The organism is Streptomyces scabichelini (assembly GCF_011045015.1).
In the GTDB taxonomy this organism is placed as follows: Bacteria; Actinomycetota; Actinomycetes; order Streptomycetales; family Streptomycetaceae; genus Streptomyces; species Streptomyces scabichelini.
In genome coordinates, this window is the sequence record NZ_JAAKZY010000039.1 from 32167 (window position 1) to 53362 (window position 21196).

At 71.8% G+C, this 21196-nt stretch carries 22 protein-coding genes; 12 read left to right on the plus strand and 10 right to left on the minus strand.

Annotated features, from left to right (window positions below; translation table 11 throughout):
- Positions 1-62: 62 nt before the first annotated feature.
- The 6 genes from G5C60_RS15015 to G5C60_RS15040 all read left to right on the plus strand — a co-directional run bounded on the left by G5C60_RS15015 (position 63) and on the right by G5C60_RS15040 (position 5951).
- Positions 63-1271, plus strand: a complete 1209-nt coding sequence (locus G5C60_RS15015) for a sensor histidine kinase (protein ID WP_165259237.1) — start codon at positions 63-65, stop codon at positions 1269-1271.
- Positions 1268-1960, plus strand: coding sequence for a response regulator transcription factor (locus tag G5C60_RS15020; RefSeq protein ID WP_165259239.1), 693 nt, complete (start codon positions 1268-1270; stop codon positions 1958-1960). Before G5C60_RS15015 ends, G5C60_RS15020 begins: the two co-directional genes overlap by 4 nt.
- 182 nt (positions 1961-2142) lie before the next feature.
- A complete protein-coding gene (locus G5C60_RS15025; RefSeq protein ID WP_165259242.1) occupies positions 2143-2643 on the plus strand; it encodes a hypothetical protein in 501 nt (166 codons plus the stop codon).
- Positions 2644-2752: 109 nt separating this feature from the next.
- A complete protein-coding gene (locus G5C60_RS15030; protein WP_165259244.1) occupies positions 2753-3322 on the plus strand; it encodes a retropepsin-like aspartic protease in 570 nt (189 codons plus the stop codon).
- A 115-nt stretch (positions 3323-3437) separates the two neighbouring features.
- Positions 3438-4934, plus strand: a complete 1497-nt coding sequence (gene hpnR, locus G5C60_RS15035) for a hopanoid C-3 methylase HpnR (protein ID WP_165259246.1) — start codon at positions 3438-3440, stop codon at positions 4932-4934.
- A gap of 33 nt (positions 4935-4967) precedes the next feature.
- The gene (locus G5C60_RS15040) at positions 4968-5951 is read left to right on the plus strand and encodes a DMT family transporter (protein WP_165259249.1); all 984 of its coding nucleotides are present in this window, start codon (positions 4968-4970) and stop codon (positions 5949-5951) included.
- A 356-nt stretch (positions 5952-6307) separates the two neighbouring features.
- Here the strand turns inward: G5C60_RS15040 and G5C60_RS15050 are convergent, their stop codons facing one another.
- Positions 6308-7597 (minus strand): glycosyltransferase, encoded by a 1290-nt coding sequence (locus G5C60_RS15050; protein WP_338145823.1) that lies wholly within the window; start codon positions 7595-7597, stop codon positions 6308-6310.
- A gap of 361 nt (positions 7598-7958) precedes the next feature.
- Between G5C60_RS15050 and G5C60_RS15055 the strand changes: the two genes are divergently transcribed.
- On the plus strand, positions 7959-8849 hold the full coding sequence (locus G5C60_RS15055; RefSeq protein WP_165259253.1) for an SDR family NAD(P)-dependent oxidoreductase: 891 nt from the start codon (positions 7959-7961) through the stop codon (positions 8847-8849).
- Positions 8850-9113: 264 nt separating this feature from the next.
- Here G5C60_RS15055 and G5C60_RS15060 read toward each other — a convergent pair whose 3' ends face one another.
- The 6 genes from G5C60_RS15060 to G5C60_RS15085 form a co-directional block, all read right to left on the minus strand.
- The gene (locus G5C60_RS15060) at positions 9114-9806 is read right to left on the minus strand and encodes a CBS domain-containing protein (RefSeq protein ID WP_165259265.1); all 693 of its coding nucleotides are present in this window, start codon (positions 9804-9806) and stop codon (positions 9114-9116) included.
- Positions 9807-9921: 115 nt separating this feature from the next.
- Entirely contained in the window at positions 9922-10320 is a 399-nt protein-coding gene (locus tag G5C60_RS15065; protein ID WP_165259268.1) for an SseB family protein, read from the minus strand.
- Positions 10321-10380: 60 nt separating this feature from the next.
- Positions 10381-10767, minus strand: coding sequence for a DUF2267 domain-containing protein (locus G5C60_RS15070; RefSeq protein ID WP_165259270.1), 387 nt, complete (start codon positions 10765-10767; stop codon positions 10381-10383).
- A gap of 26 nt (positions 10768-10793) precedes the next feature.
- A complete protein-coding gene (locus tag G5C60_RS15075) occupies positions 10794-11192 on the minus strand; it encodes a ChaB family protein (protein ID WP_165259273.1) in 399 nt (132 codons plus the stop codon).
- A gap of 114 nt (positions 11193-11306) precedes the next feature.
- On the minus strand, positions 11307-12314 hold the full coding sequence (locus G5C60_RS15080; protein ID WP_165259277.1) for an SDR family oxidoreductase: 1008 nt from the start codon (positions 12312-12314) through the stop codon (positions 11307-11309).
- 149 nt (positions 12315-12463) lie between these two features.
- Entirely contained in the window at positions 12464-13711 is a 1248-nt protein-coding gene (locus G5C60_RS15085; protein WP_165259291.1) for a cytochrome P450, read from the minus strand.
- Positions 13712-13882: 171 nt separating this feature from the next.
- Between G5C60_RS15085 and G5C60_RS15090 the strand changes: the two genes are divergently transcribed.
- The 3 genes from G5C60_RS15090 to G5C60_RS15100 all read left to right on the plus strand — a co-directional run bounded on the left by G5C60_RS15090 (position 13883) and on the right by G5C60_RS15100 (position 16375).
- Complete coding sequence (locus G5C60_RS15090) at positions 13883-14353, plus strand: DUF2243 domain-containing protein (protein WP_165259294.1); 471 nt, start codon at positions 13883-13885, stop codon at positions 14351-14353.
- Positions 14350-15189 (plus strand): cytochrome c oxidase assembly protein, encoded by an 840-nt coding sequence (locus G5C60_RS15095; protein ID WP_206439542.1) that lies wholly within the window; start codon positions 14350-14352, stop codon positions 15187-15189. The genes G5C60_RS15090 and G5C60_RS15095 overlap by 4 nt, the downstream gene beginning before the upstream one ends.
- A gap of 88 nt (positions 15190-15277) precedes the next feature.
- Positions 15278-16375: a glycosyltransferase gene (locus tag G5C60_RS15100; protein WP_165259296.1), complete on the plus strand. Its 1098-nt coding sequence runs from the start codon at positions 15278-15280 to the stop codon at positions 16373-16375.
- Positions 16376-16417: 42 nt separating this feature from the next.
- Here G5C60_RS15100 and G5C60_RS15105 read toward each other — a convergent pair whose 3' ends face one another.
- Positions 16418-16936, minus strand: coding sequence for an O-acetyl-ADP-ribose deacetylase (locus G5C60_RS15105; RefSeq protein WP_165259298.1), 519 nt, complete (start codon positions 16934-16936; stop codon positions 16418-16420).
- The gene (locus G5C60_RS15110) at positions 16933-18342 is read right to left on the minus strand and encodes a phytoene desaturase family protein (RefSeq protein WP_165259335.1); all 1410 of its coding nucleotides are present in this window, start codon (positions 18340-18342) and stop codon (positions 16933-16935) included. Before G5C60_RS15110 ends, G5C60_RS15105 begins: the two co-directional genes overlap by 4 nt.
- A gap of 98 nt (positions 18343-18440) precedes the next feature.
- On the opposite strand from G5C60_RS15110, the gene G5C60_RS15115 reads away from it, so the two are divergent.
- Positions 18441-19103: a hypothetical protein gene (locus tag G5C60_RS15115; protein ID WP_165259300.1), complete on the plus strand. Its 663-nt coding sequence runs from the start codon at positions 18441-18443 to the stop codon at positions 19101-19103.
- Here G5C60_RS15115 and G5C60_RS15120 read toward each other — a convergent pair.
- A complete protein-coding gene (locus G5C60_RS15120; protein ID WP_165259302.1) occupies positions 19039-19884 on the minus strand; it encodes an inositol monophosphatase family protein in 846 nt (281 codons plus the stop codon). The two genes, G5C60_RS15115 and G5C60_RS15120, sit on opposite strands and share 65 nt — an antisense overlap.
- 146 nt (positions 19885-20030) lie before the next feature.
- Between G5C60_RS15120 and G5C60_RS15125 the strand changes: the two genes are divergently transcribed.
- Positions 20031-21086 (plus strand): lipoate-protein ligase LplAB, encoded by a 1056-nt coding sequence (locus G5C60_RS15125; RefSeq protein ID WP_165259337.1) that lies wholly within the window; start codon positions 20031-20033, stop codon positions 21084-21086.
- Positions 21087-21196: the final 110 nt, after the last annotated feature.

The window sequence follows — 21196 nt, forward strand, 5'->3', positions numbered from 1 at the left end:
TCGCCGACGGTGCGGACACGGCGTCGTCCACCATGGTCCCGAACCCTCTGACCGGAGATCCCATGATCATCAGCCTGGAACGGTACACGGAGCGCCATCCCCGTGCCGCCGACCTGGCGGCAGCCACCGCGGTGTTCGGCTTCGCCGTCCTCGGCGGCACGCTCAGCATTCCGGAGCACGAGCAGCCGGATCAGCTGATGCCCGCCGCGCTGCTCGCGGTCGTCTCCTGTGGCGCCCTGCTGTGGCATCGCCCCCACCCCCGCACCGCCGTCGTCGTCACCACACTCTGTGTCACGACCGCCGGCGGTCTTGGCTACATGCTCAATCCCCTCCTGATGACACCGGTCATGGCGGCGCTCTACTGGCTGGCCGCCCTAACCGACCGCAGGACGACACGCGTCTACCTGCTCGTCGCCGTCGTGCTGCTGGTGACCACCGTGGTGATCGTCAGGCGCGCCGACTATCCGCTGGTTCTGCAGGCGATCGCCCCCACCATCTGGGTACTGCTGCCGGTCGCGGCCGGCAGCGGGGCCCGGGTGCGCCGTGCCTATCTGGAGGCCGTGCAGGCCCGCGCCGAGTACGCCGAACGCAGCCGCGAGGAGGAGGCACGCCTCCGGGTCGCCGAGGAGCGTATGCGCATCGCCCGTGAGCTGCACGATGTCGTCGCCCACCACATGGCCCTGGCCAACGCCCAGGCCGGCACCGCCGCGCACCTCGCGCGCAGCCACCCCGACCAGGTCCAGGGGATCCTCGACGACCTTGCCGGTACGACCTCCTCGGCGCTGCGTGAACTCAAGGCGACCGTCGGCCTGATGCGCCAGACGAACGACTCCGAGACGCCGCTGGAACCGGCCCCCGGACTCGCCCGGCTCCCCGAACTGACCGCCGCGTGCCGGACCGCCGGCATCAAGGTCACCGTCACCGCCGAGGGCACGCCGCGACCGCTCTCACCGGGAGTGGACCTGACGGCGTTCCGCATCGTGCAGGAGGCCCTCACCAACGTCACCAAACACGCCTCCGCGAAGGCGGCGTACGTACAGCTCGCGTACTCCCGGGACCGGCTGACCGTGACCGTCACCGACAACGGGACCGCCACCACTCCCGCCACCCCGGCCCCGGGGCGTGGCTTCGGCCTGGTCGGCATGCGGGAGCGCGCCCACTCGGTGGGCGGCGACCTCCAGGCCGGGCATCGCCCGCAGGGCGGTTTCGAGGTCACGACCACACTGCCCCTGCACCCCCAGGACGTGGCACTCGAGGAACGGAACACATGACCATCCGCGTACTGCTCGCCGACGACCAGGCCCTGCTGCGGGCGACCTTCAGGATCCTGATCGACTCCTGCGAGGACATGGAGGTGGTCGCCGAAGCCGCCGACGGCAGCGAGGCCCTGGACCTCACCCGCGTCCACCGCCCCGACCTCGTCCTGATGGACATCCGCATGCCCGGCACGGACGGCCTGGCGGCGACGGCCGCGCTGTGCGCCGACCCGGAGCTGTCCGCCACCCGCGTCCTCATCCTCACCACCTTCGAGACCGACCAGTACGTCGCCCAGGCCCTGCGTGCGGGCGCGAGCGGCTTCCTCGGCAAGGACGTCACCGCCGACGCGCTCCTCGACGGCATCCGCACCGTGGCCGCCGGGGAGTCCCTCCTCTCGCCCGTGGCCACGCGCGCCCTCATCACCCGCTTCCTCACCACCCCGGAGGCCGGCAACCAGCTGGCTCCGCCCGAACGTCTCGCCGCGCTCACCGCCCGCGAACGCGAGGTGATGGCCCTGGCTGCCGAGGGCAAGTCGAACACCGAGATCGCCGACATCCTCGTCCTCAGCCCGCTGACCGTACGCACCCATGTCCAGCGCGCCATGACCAAGCTCGACGCCCGCGACCGCGCCCAACTGGTCGTCATCGCCTACCAGTCCGGCCTCGTACGGCCCGCCCCGCTGCCGCCGAACAGAACCGCGTAGGACAGGCCCCCGCCTCCTTGCCGGCACGGCACGCCCGTACGAAAGTGGAATTGCGCCCTCGGCCATGTCCCACATCCCCACGCAGCCGGGGGCGTCGGCCCCGGACCCCGGCGGAACGTTCACAAGGGAGATCCGTAACCGTCCGTGCCCCGTCACGAGGGCACTCGGCGGAGGGCCGAGCCGTGGATCACAGGCAGCTGAGCGAGCGAGAGTGCCATGACGTGCTGGCCTGCACCCCGGCCGCCCGGCTTGCCGTCACCCGCCGCGGTCAGCCGCACATCGAACTCGTCGCACTGATCCACCTCGACGGAGAACCGGTGGCCCTTCTCCCGGAGTCGAGCGAGATCCGGCACGACCTCAGCGCGGTGGTCTCGCCGCGCCGCCCCGTCGTGCTCCAGTGCGACGACCTGACCGACTTGCCCCGATCGGCTCTCAGCGTCACCGTCACCGCGAGGCCCCGCTGGGTCGTCAGCCTCCCCGGCATCCGGGCATGCCGCCGCACCGCCGCCGCCCACGGCTTCGCACTCTCCCCCGACACCTGGTTCCTAGCCCTCACCCGGCCCCAGCTCACCGGCCACCGCATCCCCCTGGGTCACCGGACGGGCGCTCCCGAGGCGGGCGGCGATACGGCGTACCCCTCAGGGCCGTTTGCCGCACAGGCGCGCGGGCACTCCGGCGGGTGAGAGCGGCGAGTAACCAAGAGGAGACGGACGAGAGCCGAGACACGGACAAGAGCCGAGACACGGACAAGAGCGGAGACACGGACGAGAGTGGAGACAAGGAGTCGCCATCATGTCTCTTTCCCTTTCGCGTCACGCCGGAAGGGCACGCGGCGGTGCGGTCGCCCTGTGTCTGACCGCGGCGCTGCTGGCGGGGTGTGCCGAGATCTCGACCGATGGCTCCGGCAAGTCCGGCGCGTCCGGTGAGTCCGGCAGCTCCCCGAGCCGGTCGGCCGAGGCCGCCCGGGAGGTCCCGCTGACGGTGGTCGAAGGGGGCGGACAGAGGATGGTCTTCGTTCGCGTGAGCATCCTCGGCGAGGGGCCTTTCACGTTCGCCCTGGACACCGGTGCCTCGTCGAGTGCCGTCGACGACGACGTCGTACGGAGGCTCGATCTGGCCAGGACCGGCGAACGGCAGCTCATCAGCGGTGTCACCGGCACCGACACGGTGCCGGTGGTCGAGGTGCCGCGCTGGAGTGCGGGCGACGTACGCCTGGACCCGGCCGAGGCCACGGTCATCGACCTCGGCGGACTCGCGGGTGGCCGGAACATCCACGGCCTGCTCGGCTCCGACGTGCTCGGCGACTTCGGGTGGATCACCGTGGACTACGAGGACGAGACGCTCCGGTTTCCGCCGGGCTGACGGGGTGAGTCGGCGGATGACCCGGTAGCGGTGACCGATATTTCCCGAAGAGCCGAAAACTGTGGGCTTTGGCATTGTTTGAACAGCGGCAGCCGTCTCCGTCTCGAGGTGACCCATGCGCCTACTGCTCGTCCACCCCAGTGCCCTGATGTACTCGGAGATCTTCCTCAGGCTGGAACCGCTCGGTCTTGAACGAGTGGCCGGCGCCGCCCGCGACGCAGGTCATGACGTACGGGTCGTGGACCTCCAGGTGCTCGACCACGCCGATCTGAGGACGGAACTGGCGTCCTTCCAGCCGGACGCGCTCGGCATCTCGCTCAACTACCTCGCCAACATTCCGGAGGCCATCGAGATCGCCGAACGGACGAAGCAGGCCGTACCCGGCTGTTTCGTCTTCTTCGGCGGCCACAGCGTCTCGTTCGTCGCCGAGGATGTGCTCACGCAGGCGGAGGGATCCGTCGACGCGGTGATCCGTGGTGAGGGCGAGCCGGCCGTGGCCCCGCTTCTCGAGGCGGTCCGCGAAGGCGGCGTGGCGGGCGTCCCGGGCGTGGTCACCCTTGACGGCCACGGACCCGCCCCTCGGCTGCTGCACAGCATCGACACGCCCCGCCCGGCCCGCGACCTCATGCGTCACCGCCGCCGGTACTTCATCGGGGAACTCGACCCGTGCGCCTCCATCGAATTCACCCGCGGCTGCCCCTGGGACTGCTCGTTCTGTTCGGCGTGGACCTTCTACGGCCGCAGCTACCGCAAGGCGTCCCCGGAAGCGGCGGCCGACGAGCTCGCGTCCATTCAAGAGCCCAACGTGTTCATCGTCGACGACGTCGCCTTCATCCGCCCCGAGCACGGTGACGCCATCGCCGCGCAGGTGGAACGCCGCCGGATCCGCAAGCGCTACTACCTGGAGACCCGCAGCGACGTGCTGCTGCGCAACACGGAGGTCTTCGAGCGCTGGGCCCGCCTGGGTCTGAGCTACATGTTCCTCGGCATGGAGGCACTCGACGAGGCGGGCCTCGAGCTGTACCGCAAACGGGTCAGCCCCGACGAGAACTTCCACGCCCTCGAGGTGGCCCGCAAACTCGGCATCAACGTCGCCATCAACCTGATCGTGGACCCGGCCTGGGACGAGGAACGCTTCCGGATCGTCCGCGAGTTCGCGCTGTCCGTACCGGAGATCGTCCACCTCACCGTGATGACGCCCTATCCGGGTACGGAGATCTGGCACACCGAGTCGCGCCGGCTGACCACCCGCGACTACCGGCTCTTCGACATCCAGCACGCCGTCGTGCCCACGGCACTGCCGCTCGACGTCTTCTACCGGGAACTGGTCCGCACCCAGGCCGTGCTCCACCACAAGCACCTGGGGCTGCGCACCGCCTTCGGCGCGGCACGCGTCCTCGGCCGCAACCTCGCCCACGGCCAGACCAATTTCGCCCGCATGCTGTGGAAGTTCAACCGGGTCTACAACCCGCAACGGCAGCTCGACGACCACGCCCGTCCGGTGCGCTACGAACTGCCCCTGCCCCCGCATGCCGACCTCGGCGACCGCCGCGAGCTGTACGTCCACACCCGGCCCGCCGCCCACGCGAAGCCTCCCGGACCGCAGCGCTGACCGGCCGCGACCCCCAAGGACAAGGCATCCGGCATGCCGATCGCCGTCCTCGCCTCACTCGCCGCGGGCGCCTGCTTCGCCCTGGCAGGAGTACTCCAGCAGCGGGCGGCCAGTGCCCGGCCGGCCGAGGAGGCTCTGTCCTTGACCCTGCTGCGCCATCTGGCCCAGCAGCCGATGTGGCTGTCCGGGATCGCCTTCGCCTTCCTCGCGTACGGGTTCCAGGCCCTGGCCCTGGCTTCCGCGCCGCTCAGCCTGGTGCAGCCGCTGATCGTCTGTGAGCTGATCTTCGCCGTGCCGCTGTCGGCGCGACTGGGCCGGATGCGGCTGGGGGCCCGGGAGTGGGGTGGCACGCTCGCGGTGGCGGCCGGTCTGGCGGCCGCTCTGTCCACCGCACGGCCGCACGGCGGCAGCTCGACGGGCGCGGATCTCGGCCCCTGGCTGATGACGCTGGGTTCGGTCTGCGGGGTGACGGTCTGCGCGCTGGTGGCGCGCCGCTTCGTCGGCGGTACCTGGCAGGCGTCCCTCGTGGCCCTCGCCGGCGGAACGGTCATGGGCTTCCAGTCCGTGCTGCTGGCCATCACGGTCGCGCACATGGAGCGGGGGCTGCTCGCGCTGTTCACGGCGTGGCAGACGTATCTGCTGGTCATCGCCAGTGTCGCCGGGCTGCTGCTGATCCAGAGCGCGTTCCAGGCGGGGCCGCTGGCCGCCACGATGACAGTGATCGACGCGACCGAACCCGCCGTGGCCATCGCGACCGGAACAACGTTGTTCGGAGAGACCCTGCACCTCGGCTGGCCCACCTCGGGCTTCACCGTCCTGGGCGTATGCCTGACGGTCTTCGGGATCGTCCGGCTGAACTCGTCGCCCGTGATCGCCGCGCTCCACCGGGGGCAGGCGCATGACCGGCGGGGGCTCGCGTCCAAAGGCCCCGGCGGGCCTGGCGGGCCTGGCGGACCCGGCGGACCTGGCGGCCTCGGCAGCCCCCGCGAGGCCGGCAGCCCCGAACGCCCCAGCTGACCCAGCAGCCCATGAGGCCAGCAGCCCCGAACAGGCCAGCTGGCCCGGTAACTCTGGCAGGCCCAGCAACCCCGCCGAGCCCACCGATCCCGGCGACCCCGGCCCCAGTGACCCCGGCGGGCCCGTCAGCCCCAGCGACCCCGTTGCGCCCGGCAGCCCCGGCTGCCCGGCAGCCCAGATCACCCCGGCGGGCCCGGCTGGCCGGCGGGCCCGGCTGGCCCGGCTGGCCCGGCTGGCCCGGCGGGCCCGGCTGGCCCGGCTGGCCCGGCGGGCCCGGCTGGCCCGGCTGGCCCGGTGACGGGCACGCGGAGCCCGAGCACACCACGGACTTCCGGCCGTGATGCGCGCCGGTGGGCTCACGCGCGGGAAGCGGCCGGTCTGATGGGCGCGGCCGAGGGCTTGGCCGCGGCCTCGTGCCAGACCGGGAGCAGGTCGTCGGCGAAGACCTGGGCCCAGGTGGGGTGCCGGTTCCGGGCCGTGGCGACCGCCCGCGCCCCCACCACGCGGCGCAGCTCAGGCCGCGTCACCAGCTCGGTCAGCATCCGCGCCCAGCCCTCCGCGTCGTCGTGCCGTACGACCAGACCGTCTCGTCCCGGCTCGGCGAGCCACTGTGTGGTCCGGGCGTCCGCGGGCAGCACGACGGGGAGGCGGCAGGCCATGGCCTCGGCGACGACGTTGCCGACGGTCTCGGTCCGGGACGGGAAGGCGAACACATCGCAACCGGCGTACACACGGGCCAGCCAGTCCTGAGGCTGCGGCCCCAGCAGCGTCACCTCGGGGCCGAGCAGCTCCGCGACCCGGCCCGCGTCGGCGCCCGACCCGACCATCAGCAGATGGACGTCGTGTCCCTGGCGCCTCATCCGGTGCACCGCCTCGGCGAGCAGCAGGGCGCGCTTGGAGGCGTCGACACGGCCCACGAACAGGATGAGCGGCCGGTCCACGGGCACACCATGGGCACGGGCGAGTGCGCCCCGGGCCCAGGGATCGGGCCGGAACCGCTCGCGGTCGATGCCGCGCCGCAGCAGCGAGACCCGGTCGGAGTCCGTCACCGCGCCGATCTCGGCGCGGTCCTTCGGCGAGGCGACCAGCACGTGGTCGCACAAGCGGATCAGCCCGTCGCGCCGCCGCCGGGCCAGCCTGGCGACCGCCTCCGGCGCGCCGCCACCGGGGAACCGGCCGGCCACCCAGGACAGGGCAGGAGCTTTGTCGACCAATTGACGTACGTACACGGACGCCAGGGCCGGCACGTCCGTGTGGAGGGAACCCACCACGGCCTGCCGCACCGGTGTCCCCGCCCGAGCCCCGCGGCGGACCAGGTGGGCCGCCGTCGAGGCGAACGCGAAGGTGTGCGTGAGGTGCCAGACGTCGTGGCGCGGCAGCAGCCTGGACAGTCGGGGGTGGAACGGCGCGAGATCGGCGATGTCGACTCCGCCGACCGCGGGCATCAGGGCCGCCGTGCTGAGCACAGGGCGCAGGGACACGAACCGCACGCGGGGCGACAGCGGCTCCACACACTCCCGCTCACCGAGGACGTACACGGTCAGGTCCACGCCGGGGCCGGGCCCGGAGTAAGTGGCCGCCGCCTCGGCGAAGTGCTCCCAGCACTTGACGTGACCGCCTGCCGAGCCGTCCCTGAGCAGTTCCACCAAGACCGCGACGGAGGGGACGGCATGCTGCGGGCCGGTGCCGGGAAGCCCGTATACAGAGGCGGCGGAAGGAGGTCCGGAAAGTTCCGAAAGCCCGGAAAGTGATTCGCCCATGGCACCCGAAGTACCCGTCACCCTGCGCTCGTATCACGGGTGTGGCGCCGTACGCGTTATGAGGCCCAGGAACAGGCCCTGGAACAGGCAGGGCGGACCGGACGGTCTCTCCCTACACTGGCCTGGGGTACCCCGTCGCCCGCCCCGCTTTCCGAGACGGGCGGCCACATCCGGACGTTCGGCGTCTGTCCGGCCGGGATACTCCTCGGAATCCTCGCCGCCGAAACGGCGAGTCGTTCGGGTCGACATGTGGCTTCACCGGTTGCAGAGGACGACTACCGTGCCCCACAACTCATTCCACAGCGGCTCCGAAGCCACCGCGCCCGTCGGCACCACGGCGGCGGGGACAGGCCCTGACACTCACCCGCACCTGGTCGACATCTCAGCACCCAGAGCGAGCGTGGCCCTGGTGACGGGCGCGTCCTCGGGCATCGGCGCCGCCGTCGCACGGCGCCTGGCGGCCGAGGGCAACTGGCACCTCGTACTCAACGGACGCGACCGGACCCGGCTCAGGGATGTCGCCCATGACACGTCGGCCGCCGCCTTCCCCGCGGATCTGGCCGAGCCGGGGGCCGATCGTCGGCTGGCCGAGTACGTCCTCGACTCCGTCGGCCGGGTGGATCTGCTGGTGGCCGGTGCCGGCGTCGGCTGGTCGGGACCGTACAACACCATGCCGCCGCAGGCCATCGACGAAGTGTTCTCCGTGGACGTACTCGCGCCGGTCCGTCTCGTACGGCTTCTGCTGCCCGGCATGGTCAGCCAGGGCACCGGCCGCGTGGTGCTCATCGGCTCCGTGGCGGGCAGCCTCGGGGTGCGGGGCGAGGCCGTCTACTCCGCCGCAAAAGCGGCCCTCGGCACCTTCGCCGAGGCACTCCGCTACGAACTGCGCGGCACCGGCGTGGGCATCAGCCACGTCGTGCCCGGAGTCGTGGACACCCCCTTCTTCGAGCGGCGCGGTACCCCCTACGCACGCGCGCGCCCCAGGCCCGTACCGGCCGAACGAGTCGCCGACGCCGTCTGGCAGGCCGTCACCCGGAACCGCGACGAGGTGTACGTACCCGGCTGGCTCCGCCTGCCCGCCCGGCTGCACGGCGCGGCACCGTCTCTCTACCGCCGACTCGCCGCCCGGTTCGGATGACGCAAGAGGTTCTCCCAGTGCCAAGAGGTTCCCCCAGCGCGCAGGAGGCGACTGTGCCAGTGCGAAGGAGGCGACTGTGATCGAGCCGCCCAGCCCCGTACCTCCCGGACCGACGCCGTCACCGCCGGGCCCCGGCCGCCCCGACCCGCCACCGGGCCCTCCGCCACCGCGTCCCGTGCCTGAGCCTCCGCCCGGCCCTTCGCCCAAGCCCAATCCCGTTCCCCGGCCTCCGGCGCCTTTTCCGGATCCATCACCGGGTGCGCTTCATCGTCCGTCCCCCGCGCGGTCGATGTGTTCGCGTTCCAGAAGTCCGATCAGGCGCCCTTCGGGATCGGTGACCGGAAGAGCCACCGCCCCGGAATCCTCCATGCGTTCCTTGAGAGGGCCGAGGGGCTGGTCGGCCCGTACCGTCGTCGGCCCCGGCCGCATGGCGTCCTCCACCAGGCCGTCGATGTGGGAAGCCGCGTCCTCGTGTGCGAGAAGACCGACGACCACCTGGTCATCGCCGACCACCACGCCGACTCGCCGCCCCGCTCCGTCGAGCGCGGCCAGGACGTCATGGACGGGCTCGTCGGCCGTGCAGGTCGGCGCGTCCGGATCGGCCGCGTCCGCGGCCCGAGTCCTGTGCGCCGACGTTCCCTCCCTCGGCATTCCCGCGGCGAGCCAGTCGGCCTTGCCCGGAACGTAGTCGTAGACCCGGCGGAAACCGAGCCGCTCGAGCTGGACGGCGGCCCGCGGGCTCATGTCACACAGGTGGTCGGCGCAATAGACGATCACCGGCAGCCCGCCATCCAGCCGCTCCGGGGCCCGCTGCTCCAGATCACGCAGTGGAATGTGGAGAGCGCCCGGCAGATGGGCCTGCTCATACGGCTCGCGCGGCAGCACCTCGACGAGTGCGGCCTGTTCCTGCTCGACGAGACGGCGTACCTCCTGCCGGTCGAACAGTTGCGTGGCCATCCGTTCCGCCTCCTTCCCGCCTTCCTGCTCTGCCGCCGCGTACCCGACGGACCGCCGTCCACACCGACGGCCGCGCAGCGAGAAGGTCCACGTGAAGCAGGGAGAGAAGTCAGCTTCAGCTGTCGTCGCGGTCGAGCAGTTCCCTGACACCACGAGCTGTGAGCGCCAGCTCCTCCGGCGTGCCGGCATCGATGACCAGTGACAGCTTCTCCGACGGCCAGCCACGGGCGAGCGCACCGAGCACCACGCTGCGATGACGCCCCGTCTGTGGGATGGCCTGCTGCATACGTGCCTGGGTGGTGAAGACCGGCACCAGCTCGGTGCCGTCGCCGAGTTCGTACACGGGCAGGCTCAGAGACCTGGGATCCGGGCCCGCTGCCTCGATATCGGCGGGAATCAGCACCTCGCTGCCGGCCAGCATGCGCAGCGCCGCGTCGTCCGCTCCGTTCTCGACGACCGCGCGCAGGGCCTGCCGGACGGCAGAAGCAGCGCTGTCGGACGGGGAGTCAGTCATCGTGCATCCAGTCCAGTCGGTCCAGTCACTGTGCGGAATTCAAGTTTCCGGTCGGTCAGGTCAGGTCAGTTCGGCGTGGCCGAAGAGCTCGGCGTAGCCGGCCGGGAGTCGGCTGAGCAGCTTGTTCAGCTCACCGCCCGACACCGTGCGGGCCAGCGCGGTGAGCACCGCCTCGGCGTGCAGCCGGGCGGTCTCCTCGTCGTCGTCGGCTGTGACCGCCACCTGGTGGAGGAACTCCTGCACACCCCAGGTCCGGCCGCTCTCGCCCACACCGGTGAGGAACTCGCCGATCTCCAGGGGGAGTTGGTCGGCCAGATGATCAGCCGCCGCCGGCTGCAGACGCTCGCCGAGGGTGCTCAGTACGGCCTCGGCGACGCGTGCGGCCTCATCGATGTCCGCGTATTCCCCTTGTTCCCGGACGACTGCCAGGAATTCCGTGTGCGTCATCGTTCGCTCCCTGAACTGCTCCTGTTTCAGCTCCGGGCCTTGCGGGTGGAGCGATTTTCCTTGCGTACGGCATCCAGCAGCTCGGACTTCGTCATACGGGACCGTCCCTCGACACCGAGTTCCTTGGCCACGTCGTACAGATGCTGCTTGGAAGCCTGCTCGTCCACCCCTTCGCCGCTGCGCCCGCCCTTCTGCCGCGGCCGTGCCGCCAGCGGATCGGACGGGCCCTTGCGCCGTTTCTCCTTGCGCTCCCAGCGATCGCCGACCTTCTCGTACTTGTGCTTGAGTGCCGCGTAGGCCACCCGGTGCGCCCGCTCGCCCTCGCCGTACTGTTCGACGGCGGAATCATGGGCTTTGACCCAGGTCCGCTGCGCGTCTTTGGGCGACCGATCCAGAGTCGACGGCAGTTCCTGCTGTCCCGGCACGGGACTCACCTCCCATTTCCGGTGCGTGTGGTCATGGCGCCGGCCTTCTCGCCCAGGGCGCGTCCCGGTGGGCGCCTCTGTGCGGCGAGTACCCCCGGCGCGTCTTCGCTATCTTCAGCGCGTCCCCGTCCCCGTTCCTGCCCCTGCCCCTGCTGCCCTCGCGCGTCGCGCCGCCACCGTGGCGGCGGCGGCCAGCCCTGTGGTGGCGATGCGGCGTACGGCGGTACGGCGGCGACCGCCCCAGCCGCCGTCCACCGCTCCCGTCCCGGGAGCGGGCCGGCGCAGGTTGCCCTGGGTGGCAGGGGCCGACTCGTGGCGCGACAGGTGACTGCGATCGGCCTGAACGGCCATCAGCCGCTCCACGAGGCCGGGAGCGAACCTCGACTGCAGGACCAGTCCGCGTGCCGCGGGGCCGACCACGACTTCCCTTCGGGGCACGCGCACCAGGTCGACGATCGTCCGGGCCACCCGCTGGGGCGCGTACACCGGCGGCATGGGCACGACCCGCCGCCCGGTGTAGTTGGCCGCCTGCTCGAACAGTGGGGTGTCGATGGAGGCCGGCAGCACCGTACAGACCTTGACGTGCCGCGCTCCCGCCAGGCGCAGTTCCTGGCGCAGGGACGAACTCAGCGCCCGGATCGCGTACTTGGACATGCCGTACGCGTGCGTGTAGGGCTGCGAGATCACACCGGCGACGGAGGACACGTTCACCAGCACACCGTGCTCCTGCTCCCGCAGGACGGGCAGGGCGGCGCGCGCTCCGTGCACGTATCCCATGAGGTTGACGTCGATGACGCGCCGGATGTCCTCCAGCGGTGTCTCCTCGAACGGGCCGAACACCGTCACGGCGGCGGCGTTCACCCATACGTCGATCCGGCCGAACCGCTCCACCGCACGTGCCGCCAGGTCCTCGACGGCCTTCGCGTCCGTCACGTCGGTCGGCACGGCCAAGGCCTGCGCGCCGGACCGCTTCCGGCAGGCGTCCGCCGCCGCCTCCAGGGCGTCCCCGCGGCGTGCCGCCAGCACGACCGAGGCTCCCTTGTGCGCGAACGCCAGGGCGGCGGCGCGGCCGACGCCGCTCGATGCCCCGGTCACGACGACAACAGCACCCTTGACCCGCATGGGCAGCCCCCTTCGATGAGACGGACGGAAGACGACGTACGGAAGGCACGGACGGTACGTGGTCCTGCCGGGTACCCCCCCGCTCACCGAGGCAATCGCCTCATCGCGACGCGGCGACAGCCCGGGAAGGGTACGCATCGGCCTGGTCGTCAGGCGGCCGTGGTCCGTACGCCGGCGATGACGACGCCGCTGCGCGGGCGCGTCGGGATGCGCCTCAGAGGGATCGTCAGGTCCTGGTCCGGGACGTCGTACTCCAGTCGTGCCAGGCGCGTCGCGAGGGCCTCCAGCAGCCCGACGGCGATGCCCTCGCCCGGACACCGGTGTCCGGTTCGCGGATCACCGCCGCCCTGCGGTATCAGTTCGTCGCGCTCGACGGGCCGCTCCAGGAACCGCCCCGGGCGGAAGGCGTACGGGTCGCCCCACAGGCCCTTGTCGTGGTTCTGCCCGTAGACGTCCAGCAGCACGATCCCGCCGGCCGGAATGCGCTCACCGTGCCAGGACAGATCCGTGGCGGCCCTGCCGCCGAGGAACGGGGCGAAGGGGTAGAAGCGGCGGACTTCGTGGACGAACGCCGCGGCGAACGTGACGTCGCCGGCCCGCAGTCGCTCGCGGTTCTGCGGCCACCGGTGCAGCGCGTGCGCCGTGAAGGCGATGAACCAGCAGAGGGCGACCGTGGGGCGGACGACGTTGAGCAGTTCCACCGCGGCTGTCCGTGCGTCCAGTGGTTCGCCCGACGCGTCGCGGTGCCCGGCTACGCGGTCGAGCACGGAGTCCGACGGTGCGGGGACCGTGCCGGAGCGGACGTCCTCGACGAGGCGCGCCAGCCGGGCCTCCTGCCGGCCGCGGGCACGCCGGGCACGCCAGTGACGCGGGCCCGGAGTCGCGAAGCCGTCGACCATCGCGACCAGATCGTGGGCCACCGGCTCCGCTTCGGCCTCGTCCAGCGGCACACCGGCCCACCGGTGGACCCCGCGGGTGATCACCACGCTCGCCTCGTCGAACAGGACGACTTGGGGACGCCTGCGCCAGGAGGGAACGGCCTCATCCCATTCCGCGGTGATCTCCTCTGCCGAATCGGCAATCCAGTCGCGGGTCAGCAAGGGCAGGAACAGCTCCTTGCGGGCGCGATGGGGCTCCCCGTCGAGCGTATGGACCGCGCCCTGACCGAACAAGGTGCCCAGCACGGGCCCAGGGACAGCGCCGTGGCGGCGTATGTGCCGCTCGTCGTAGAAGAACCGCACCGCTTCCGGCCCGCGTACAGCCGCCGCGCGCCGGCCGAGGAGCCGGAGGCGCACGACGGGGGCCGTGCTTTCGCGCATGCGGTTGGGAAGCCAGCCGTAGCCTTCGGCCAGAAGCGGCAGGGTGCCCTCGGTCAGGGGGCGGCGGTGTACGTCCATGGCGGGCGAGTGCCCAGCCGGTCGGCAACGACGCCCTTGGTTCCAGCCACAGGTGGTTCCAGCCACAGGTCACCCGGGCCGCCCGTTTGGGGACGAAGGCGGCGGGTACCCAGCGGCCCCGTCGGACCGTCCGTCGAGGATGCGGCCGTGGGAAAGGACGGATGAGGACGGATGAGAAGGCGCTCGCTGGCCGGCGGCCTGCTCGCCGGGATCGGTGTGGCGGCCTTCGTCGATGAGACCGTCTTCCACCAGCTGCTGCACTGGCACCACTTCTACGACAAGTCCACCCCCGACGTGGGACTGGTGTCCGACGGCCTGTTCCACGCGGGGGGCTGGCTGGCGATGGTGGCGGGCCTGGTCCTCTATGCCGACCTGCGGCGCAGGAACGGCCCGCTGCGCCCGGCCTGGTGGTCGGGGGTATGTCTGGGGATCGGCGGCTTCCAGCTGTACGACGGCACCATCCAGCACAAGCTGCTGAGGCTCCATCAGATCCGCTACGACGTCGATCCGGCACCGTACGACTGGACCTGGAACGTGATCGCCGTACTGTTCCTGGCCGCCGGTGTGCTGCTGTGGCGGCGGGCTCGCCGCCGGCGGGCCGAGCCGTACCGCTGGACGTCCGGCATCGGTGCCCGCGGGTGACGGCCGTCCTCGTCCTGGTCTGCTGCTCGCTGTACACGTTCGCCGCCGGCCGGTTGCGGGGCCGCGGGGACTCCTGGCCGCGTCGGCGCGATGCCGTCTTCTGGCTGGCCGGCGCGACGCTGGTCTGCTCGGTCGCCGTGCCGTGGAACGCGTATCTGCCGCCGTTCGCCGGACACATGGCCCGACACCTGGGCGCGGGTATGGCGGCGCCGCTGCTGGTCGTGCTCGCCCGACCGGTCACGCTGGCCCTGCGCGCCGTCCCGGTGGCGGTCCGGCGCACGCTGGTGTCGGTGACGCGGTCCCGGCTCGTCGCCGTACTCGCGTTCCCGCCGGTCGCCGCGGTGATCGACGTCGGCGGACTCTGGCTGCTGTACCGGGCTCGCCTGCCGCACGGAGTGCATGAGAGCCCGTGGCTGTACGTGCATCTCTTCGCGGCCGGGACGCTGTTCACCTTCTCCGTACTGGCCCTGGACCCGCTTCGGCACCGCGCCGGGCTGCCTCTGCGCGCCGGCACCCTCCTGGCCGCCGCGGCGACCCACGCGGTCCTCGCCAAGAGCCTCTACGTGGCGGGCCCGCCCGGCACGGCCTACACGGCGGCCGATCTCCACCTCGCCTCCCAGGTCATGTACTACGGCGGAGACGTGGTGGAGATCGGCCTGGCGCTGGTGATGGCACACCAGTGGTACCGCGCACAGGGACGGGCGCTCACCCGAGGGACCGGCCGGGAGCGTCGGCAGCCGGGACCTCCGCACCCCGTCATACACACGTGCATCCCTCGCAAGGCCCACCTCGGAAACCTCGGAAGAACCGCCGTTCCCCCGCGTGACGGCCGGTGACGGGGGTACTTGGGAGTGCCGCGCGTTGCTGAACCTCCGCGTTGCTGAACCTCGGGGACAACCCACCGCGAGGAAGGGGTTGACGTCGGTGCGGATCACCCACGTTGCTCCGACCTGTTTCGGGGTCGACGGTCTGTTCGGCGGCGGTGAGCGCTACCCGGTCGAGCTGGCCCGGGCGCTGGCCCGCGAGGTCGACTGCGAGGTGGTGACGTTCGGACGGCATCCGCGTCGTGTGCGGGAGCGGGGCGGGCTACGGATCCGGGTACTCCGGCCGTGGCTGCGGCTGCACGGCCATCCCGCCCACCCGGTCAGTCCCCTGCTGCCGTCGACGGTGTCCGGCGCCGACGCGGTCCACGTCCACCACATGCGCAGCGCCCCCGGCCGGACGGCGGCGCTGGCCGGGAGCGTCCGCGGCCAGGCGTTGGCGGTGACCGATCACGGCCTGGGCGGCGGCGGCTGGGGCGGACTGCTGCCCAGGCTGTTCGACCGCTTCCTGACGGTCTCCCGTTTCTCGGCGCAGACCCTCGATGCGCCACCCGACCGGACGACGGTGGTCTACGGGGGTGCCGACCCGGCGCGGTACTTCCCCGCCACCGGGGCCGAGGAGGATGGTGCGGGTGTGCTGTTCGTCGGACGGCTGACGCCTCACAAGGGCGTCGACCGGCTGCTGCGTGCGCTGCCGCCGGATGTACCGCTGACGGTGGCGGGCACCGCCGGGCACGATCCGCGGCCGCCCGAATCCGGCTATCTGCACCTGCTGGCCCGACTCGCCAGTGGCAAGCAGGTCCGCTTCGTCCATCAGGCCGACGACGCCGAGGTGGCCGCGCTGTACCGGCGGGCGGCCGTCTTCTGCCTGCCTTCGGTGCCCCTGACCTGTTACGGCCGCCCGGTCGCCATCTCCGAGCTGCTGGGCCTGGCGGTGATCGAGGCTATGGCCAGTGGCACCGCCGTGGTGTGCAGCCGGGTCGGCGGACTCCCGGAGGTGGTACGGGACGGGGAGACGGGCTACCTGGTCGATCCCGGCGACGTGGCCCAGCTGCGGGACCGTATCCGCACGCTCGTCGCCGACCGGCCGCTGGCCCGGCGGCTCGGAGAGAACGCCCGCCAGCTGGTGCTGGAGCAGTTCACCTGGGACGCGTGCGCACAGCGGTGTCTCGCCGCCTATCAGCAGATGGGCGTACGGTAGCCGCCGAACGCGGCAGATGGCCCCCACCCCACTTCGTGACCGTCATCCGAGCTGCGCGGCGAACGCCTCGTACGCCCGCTCGTCGAAGAGGACGAACCTGACCTCGTCGACCGCCGTTTCCGTGGCCCGTACCGTCTCCACGGCGATCCGCGCGCCGTCGTCGATCGGCCACGCGTAGATACCGGTGGAGATCGCGGGGAACGCGACCGTACGCGCCCCCAGCTCGTCCGCGGCCAGCAGCGACTCCCGGTAGCAGGAGGCGAGCAGGTCGGAGCGGTCCTCGCTCCGGCTGTGGACCGGGCCCACCGTGTGGATCACCCAGCGGGCGTCCAGGTCGCCCGCGGTCGTGGCGACCGCCTGCCCGGTCGGCAGGCCCTTGCCGTACTGGGACGCGCGGAGCTTGCGGCACTCGTCGAGGATGGCGGGGCCGCCGCGCCGGTGGATGGCGCCGTCGACGCCTCCGCCACCGAGCAGCGAGGAGTTCGCGGCGTTCACGATGGCGTCGACGGACTGCCGGGTGATGTCGCCCTGGACGAGTTCGATGGCAGTCGTGGCGCTCATGACTGGCGCAGCCTCCTCCACACCGCCTTGGCGGCGTTGTGCCCCGACATGCCGTGCACACCCGGCCCCGGCGGGGTGGCCGAGGAGCAGATGAACACGGCCGGATGCGGGGTGCTGTACGGGAACAGGGACGGCTTGGGGCGCAGCATCAGCTGAAGTCCGGAGGCCGCGCCGCAGGCGATGTCGCCGCCCACGTAGTTCGCGTTGCGGGCGGCGATCTCGGGCGGGCCCGCCGTGGCGCGGGCCAGGACGCGGTCCCGGAAGCCCGGCGCGAACCGCTCGAGCTGGCGCTCGATCGCGTCGGTGAGGTCCCCGGTCCAGCCGTTCGGCACATGGCCGTACGCCCAGAAGACATGCTTTCCGTCCGGTGCCCGGGACGGGTCGACGACGCTGGGCTGCACGGTGATCAGGAACGGCGCGTCGGGTGCCCGGCCTTCCCGCGACGCCTCGCGCAGGGCGGTACTGATCTCGGCCCTGCTCGCGCCGACCTGCACCGTCCCGGCGCGGCGCGCCTCCTTCGCGGCCCAGGGCACCGGTCCGTCAAGGGCGTAGTCGATCTTGAAGACGCCCGCCCCGTACCGATACCGCTCGTAGTACCGCCCGAAGCCCGCGATCCGGCTGAGCGCGGCGGGCGAGGTGTCGAAGACGTACGCGCGCGCAGGCGGCAGGTCGTCCAGGCGCTTGACCTCGTAATCGGTGTGGACGGTGCCGCCGAGGTCCTTGAGATACGCGGTGAGCGCGTCGGAGATCGACTGGGAGCCGCCGCGCGCGACGGGCCAGCCGCCCGCGTGCGCGGACAGCGCGAAGACGAGGCCGACGGCGCCGGTGGCGAAGCCGTCGAGCGGGGACATGATGTGCGCGACCAGACCGGCGAACAGCGTCTTGGCCCGCTCGTCGCGGAATCTGCGCGTCAGCCACGTCGAGGGCGGCAGTCCGACCAGGCCGAAGCGGGCGAGCGTGACCGGGTCGCGGGGCAGTGCGGTGAGCGGCAGGGACATGAAGTCCCGGGCGAGCGTGTCCCATCTGGCGACGAAGGGCTCGACCAGCCTGCGGTACGTCCCCGCGTCGCGCGGTCCGAAGGATGCGGCCGTCTCGGCCACGGACCGGGACAGCACGGCCGCCCTGCCGTCCGGGAAGGGGTGGGCCATGGGCAGATCCGGGTGCAGCCACTCCAGGCCGTACCGCCGCAGGGGCATCGCCTTGAACGCGGGCGAGTTGACGCCCAGCGCGTGCGCGGCCGAGCACGGGTCGTGCCGGAAGCCGGGCAGCGTCAGCTCCTCGGTGCGGGCGCCCCCGCCGACCGTGTCGCGTGCCTCGAAGACGGCCACACTGAAACCGCGGCGGGCCAGCTCCACGGCAGCGGTCAGTCCGTTCGGCCCCGCACCCACCACGACCGCATCGAGCATCGACGGCACCTTCGGACTCCTTCGTCAGCCGATGGCCACTCGGGATCAGGATATGCCGGGCCGCCGACAGCCCCGGGGGCGCGGGTAGTCTTCGCCGGATGACGCGCCGGTTCCGGATTCAGGTGCCCGAGGAGGGCTGCTGGTACTGGTTCGAGGTGGAGGAGGACGGGTGGGCGTCGCGGGAGGCGGTGTTCGACGCGACGCTGGAGGTGCCGCGTCTGCCTGAGCCGTTCGAGAGACTCGCCGGAAGCCCTGCCGGTGGTGCGTCGGTCGCCGCCTCGCTGGCCGAACTGTCCGTCGTGCGCGAGAAGTTCGGGCTCGTCGGCGTGCAGCTCTACGAGACGGTGTACGGCGTCCTCGCGGAAGGTCCCGTCGAGCGGCCGCCGCACGCGGAGGACGTCACGGAGGCGGAGTTCGAGCGGGCGTGGTCCGCGGCCGTACGACACCGGCACTTCACGCGCTACGACACCGGGCCGCTCCCGGTGGGCTCATGCGTCACCGGCACGGTCTCCGCCCTGCCCTGGGGACCGGGAAGAACAGGCCTGTTCGTGGACATCGGATCACCGGCGGCGGGTTTCGTGGACATGGGGTGGCTGCCCCACGACCCGGACGGCTGGCCGCCCGTCGGCACCGTGGCCGAGTTCGAAGTCGTCACCATCCGCTTCGACCTGCGGCCCGAGTACACCGGACTGCAGGTCAGGCTCCGCCCGACAGCAACCCCGCCACCCGGCGAGCCGTGGCCGCGTCCCGGGCGGCGGTGAACGGAAGGGCGTTGCCGCCGGTTATGCGGAACGGCTCCCCCGCGCGGGTCAGATGGGCGCCACCCGCCTCCTCGACCAGCAGCAGCCCCGCCGCGTGATCCCAGGCCGCCTCCCAGGAGAACGCCGTGGCGTCCAGCTCACCGCGCGCGACGTTCAGATACTCGAGGCCGGCGGAGCCGCAGGGCCGTGTCCGCACTCCCTCCGTGCGCAGGCCGAGCAGCGCGCGCTTCTGGGCGTCGGTCGTGAAGTCCGGGTGAGATGTGGCCACTTCGAGCAGTCGGTCGGGCGCGGGCGAACCGGAGCGCAGCGGCACCCCGTCGAGAGCGGCGCCCCCGCCCCGTACCGCCGTGGCGAACCGGTCGAGCGCCGGGGCGTACGTCCAGGAGGCGAGCACCTTGCCGCCCAGCGCGAGCGCGACCAGCGTGCAGAAGCCGGGGTTGCCGTGCACGAACTGCCGTGTTCCGTCGACCGGGTCGACGATCCACACCGGCGCCTCGCCCTGTATCGCCTCGTACGTCTCGGGGTTCGCGTGCACCGCTTCTTCGCCGACCACGACCGAACCGGGCAACAGGGCGCCGAGCGCCGCCGTGAGGTACTCCTCGGCCTTGCGGTCGGCGTCCGTCACCAGGTCGTGCGGGCCGGTCTTCTCGTCCACCTCGTGCGCGGCGAGCTGCCGGAAACGCGGCATGATCTCCGTCGCCGCCGCCTTGCGGACTGCTTCCTCTACCTCGGACGTACCGTGCGCGAGAAACTCTTCGATGGTTTCGTTGTCTTCGATCACCACTCCATGAGAGCACGGGTCACTGACAATCCCCGCCCGGCCGGTGCACTCCGGGTGGAATCGGCATGAACTCCCCACGCCTGGTGACCGGAATCAACGACCCGGAGTCGGCGTTGATCCCCGAGGGAACTGAACGGAGGCCGATCGTGCACGGTGAGTACAAGATCCCCGGCGGCAAGCTCGTCGTCGTGGACCTGGACGTCGAGGACGGAGTCCTGCGGCACCCGCGCGTGGCGGGCGACTTCTTCCTCGAACCGGACGAGGCCCTGGACGCCGTGAACCACGCGCTGAACGGCGCCCCGGCCGACACCGACGCGACCGGCCTGGCCGCCCGCATCGACGCCGCGCTCCCCGAGGGCACCGTCATGTACGGCCTGACCTCGGAGGGCATCGGGATCGCCGTACGCCGTGCCCTCGCACACGCCACCGACTGGACCGACTACGACTGGCAGCTCGTCCACGAGGGCCCGCAGTCGCCCGCGCTGCACATGGCGCTCGACGAGGTGCTGACCGCGGAGGTCGCCGCGGGCCGCCGTCCGCCGACTCTGCGCGTGTGGGAGTGGGGCGCCCCGGCTGTGATCATCGGCAGCTTCCAGTCGCTGCGCAACGAGGTCGACCCGGCGGGAGCCGCGCGGCACGGCATCGAGGTCGTGCGCCGGATCTCCGGGGGCGGCGCCATGTTCGTGGAGCCCGGCAACACGATCACGTACTCGCTGTCCGTGCCCGAGGCCCTCGTTCAGGGCCTGTCCTTCCAGGACAGTTACGCGTATCTCGACGACTGGGTCCTCGGCGCGCTCGGCGACATGGGGATCAAGGCGTGGTACCAGCCGCTGAACGACATCGCCACGGAGCAGGGGAAGATCGCGGGAGCGGCCCAGAAGCGGATGGTCGGGTCGCACGGTGCCGTGCTGCACCACGTGACCATGTCCTACGACATCGACGCCGACAAGATGCTCGAAGTGCTGCGCATCGGCCGGGAGAAGCTGTCCGACAAGGGCATCAGGAGCGCGAAGAAGCGGGTGGATCCGCTGCGCCGGCAGACGGGACTGCCGCGCGAGGCCGTCATCGACCGGATGATCGAGTCGTTCCGCGGCCGGTACGGACTCACGGACGGCAAGGTGACTCCGGAGGAGCTGTCACGCGCGGAGGAACTGGCACGGACGAAGTTCGGCTCGCCGGAGTGGACGGCCAGGGTGCCCTAGCGCTCCGCTGGGAGGGCGGTCAGGGATCTGCGGGCCGTCTGTGGCTGGTCGCGCAGTTCCCCGCGCCCCTTAAGCGCGCCCCTAGGGGCGCGCTTAAGGGGCGCGGTACA

What these genes read in the sequence shown, in the direction of transcription:
- G5C60_RS15065 (WP_165259268.1), bottom strand. Translation starts at nt 10,320, where the DNA reads ATGACTGACTCCCCGTCCGACAGCGCTGCTTCTGCCGTCCGGCAGGCC.
- G5C60_RS15085 (WP_165259291.1), bottom strand. Translation starts at nt 13,711, where the DNA reads ATGGACGTACACCGCCGCCCCCTGACCGAGGGCACCCTGCCGCTTCTG.
- G5C60_RS15030 (WP_165259244.1), top strand. Translation starts at nt 2,753, where the DNA reads ATGTCTCTTTCCCTTTCGCGTCACGCCGGAAGGGCACGCGGCGGTGCG.
- G5C60_RS15015 (WP_165259237.1), top strand. Translation starts at nt 63, where the DNA reads ATGATCATCAGCCTGGAACGGTACACGGAGCGCCATCCCCGTGCCGCC.
- hpnR (WP_165259246.1), top strand. Translation starts at nt 3,438, where the DNA reads ATGCGCCTACTGCTCGTCCACCCCAGTGCCCTGATGTACTCGGAGATC.
- G5C60_RS15055 (WP_165259253.1), top strand. Translation starts at nt 7,959, where the DNA reads ATGTGGCTTCACCGGTTGCAGAGGACGACTACCGTGCCCCACAACTCA.
- G5C60_RS15080 (WP_165259277.1), bottom strand. Translation starts at nt 12,314, where the DNA reads ATGCGGGTCAAGGGTGCTGTTGTCGTCGTGACCGGGGCATCGAGCGGC.
- G5C60_RS15110 (WP_165259335.1), bottom strand. Translation starts at nt 18,342, where the DNA reads ATGCTCGATGCGGTCGTGGTGGGTGCGGGGCCGAACGGACTGACCGCT.
- G5C60_RS15020 (WP_165259239.1), top strand. Translation starts at nt 1,268, where the DNA reads ATGACCATCCGCGTACTGCTCGCCGACGACCAGGCCCTGCTGCGGGCG.
- G5C60_RS15040 (WP_165259249.1), top strand. Translation starts at nt 4,968, where the DNA reads ATGCCGATCGCCGTCCTCGCCTCACTCGCCGCGGGCGCCTGCTTCGCC.
- G5C60_RS15060 (WP_165259265.1), bottom strand. Translation starts at nt 9,806, where the DNA reads ATGGCCACGCAACTGTTCGACCGGCAGGAGGTACGCCGTCTCGTCGAG.
- G5C60_RS15105 (WP_165259298.1), bottom strand. Translation starts at nt 16,936, where the DNA reads ATGAGCGCCACGACTGCCATCGAACTCGTCCAGGGCGACATCACCCGG.
- G5C60_RS15090 (WP_165259294.1), top strand. Translation starts at nt 13,883, where the DNA reads ATGAGAAGGCGCTCGCTGGCCGGCGGCCTGCTCGCCGGGATCGGTGTG.
- G5C60_RS15070 (WP_165259270.1), bottom strand. Translation starts at nt 10,767, where the DNA reads ATGACGCACACGGAATTCCTGGCAGTCGTCCGGGAACAAGGGGAATAC.
- G5C60_RS15115 (WP_165259300.1), top strand. Translation starts at nt 18,441, where the DNA reads ATGACGCGCCGGTTCCGGATTCAGGTGCCCGAGGAGGGCTGCTGGTAC.